Origin of the sequence: Moorena sp. SIO3A2, assembly GCF_010672265.1 — a bacterium.
GTDB classification, from domain to species: Bacteria; Cyanobacteriota; Cyanobacteriia; order Cyanobacteriales; family Coleofasciculaceae; genus Moorena; species Moorena producens.
The window spans coordinates 1-1,516 of record NZ_JAAHHC010000126.1; the positions used below are offsets into that span (position 1 = coordinate 1).

A 1,516-nucleotide genomic window follows, 5' to 3' on the forward strand; every position below is an offset into this window, starting at 1 on the left:
CGCTAATCTTCATTTCGGCGCTTTCCCCCTATAAATACTCTATGGTACTTGTGGCAAATCATACACCCCTGCACTATAGACAGCTCAACCAATCTAATCAGCACCATCAATGTTGGCTCAGTGATGTTCCAGCTCTTGACAAAAGTGCCAAGTTTCTGAAATATCATCCAATCGTCAAAGTCCACGCCAGAGAACTTTAACTCCTGGTTCACCATCACCTTTTCGGCCTAAAAAACCGCCTAATTGTGCAATCCAACGCACTACTTGTGATAGGTTTGGCGGTTTTTGATGAGGATAAATTTGTTTATGTATCGTCGCATAAAGTGCCTGCCACTCATAGGATTTTAAGACCTCTTCACAACTAACATCAGGACAATGGCGAGCCAAATAAGTAAGCCAGAGTAAACGCCAAGCAACTATACTATAAGTTGCCAAGGCCATCTCTAATCGTTGAGCTGTTTTCAGTTGTAACTGCTCCAGGCGACAACCACTTTTTAATACATAGTGGTAGCGTTCAATTAGCCAACGATAACTGTACCATCGTACATATTGCTCTACATCTTCGATAGAATTAATCTCTAAGGTAGTTAACAGTAACCATTGAATCGGTTCCACTTCTGGTGGTGCATCTTCTTCAGTGACTAGAATTGCCTGTAACTCTTGAGGCGCTAGTTGTTCTTTTTTACCTCGATTCTGAGGTGGTTGAATCGTCACAGTAGTATAACGAATGCTTAAAGTAGCTCTTCTGGCTTTCCTAGTAGGATTGCGTTTGACCTCTACTGTCATATGACCTTGGTGAGAACTAGATTCTACTCCTGACCATAACTTCTCACCAGAATCTAAACACCTGTTTTGACTTGCTCTAATCAGAAACTCTGAATTGAGGCGACGAGGATAAGCAAATAAATCCTAAAAATCTCCTTCTCGGTCAGTAATCGTTACCACTTTTTTTGATTCTGGTATCAGCTGTTCGCTTTTGGTTAAGGCATCTAGCCATCTTTGACTCTCTTTTTGTGCCGTCGTTCTTTTTTTTCTTTGCTCTGCTTTTCCCAATTCCTCTATAACTCTAGCCCAAACATACTGGTCGAGTATACCCAGTGGCAATCCCTTACTGCTTACACTCAAGACTGAATGCACTTTTAATCCTGTTGCATATTTGCTATCAAGATATCCAGCTCCAGACAGTGCTTTTTGCTTTGTATAGTTGAGTTCTGTGGTATCTTGTATGGCCAATACCACTTGATGCTGAGAAATTCGCTCCTGTGTCGCCTCTATGTGCCCTTGTCTAATCATTGATGGTTTGATGTAGGGGGAATCCCAAAAATCCTATGTGGCCTTTGTGGCTGCCCAAGTTCCACTTGCCGTTGGCACTGTTGCGGACGGTGATTTGCTTAAATTAGAGACAATTTCCATGAACCTTTTAGTTCTTCTTTTGTCTCCTAAATCTGTTCTTCCTAGCTCTTTCAATATCCATTGTTCCATATTTGTGATAATAGATGCCAGAGGCGATTCTAGC

Annotated in this window: 1 protein-coding gene and 1 pseudogene; one reads left to right on the top strand and one right to left on the bottom strand. The window is 41.7% G+C overall.

Annotation, left to right across the window (positions count from 1 at the left end; translation table 11 throughout):
• On the top strand, positions 1-200 hold a 200-nt coding region (locus tag F6K64_RS38005), incomplete at its 5' end, for a hypothetical protein (RefSeq protein WP_287268010.1).
• On the opposite strand, the pseudogene F6K64_RS38010 reads toward F6K64_RS38005, so the two are convergent.
• Positions 175-1,482, bottom strand: a pseudogene (locus tag F6K64_RS38010) (IS4 family transposase). The gene F6K64_RS38005 and the pseudogene F6K64_RS38010 overlap by 26 nt on opposite strands.
• Positions 1,483-1,516 lie beyond the last annotated feature (34 nt).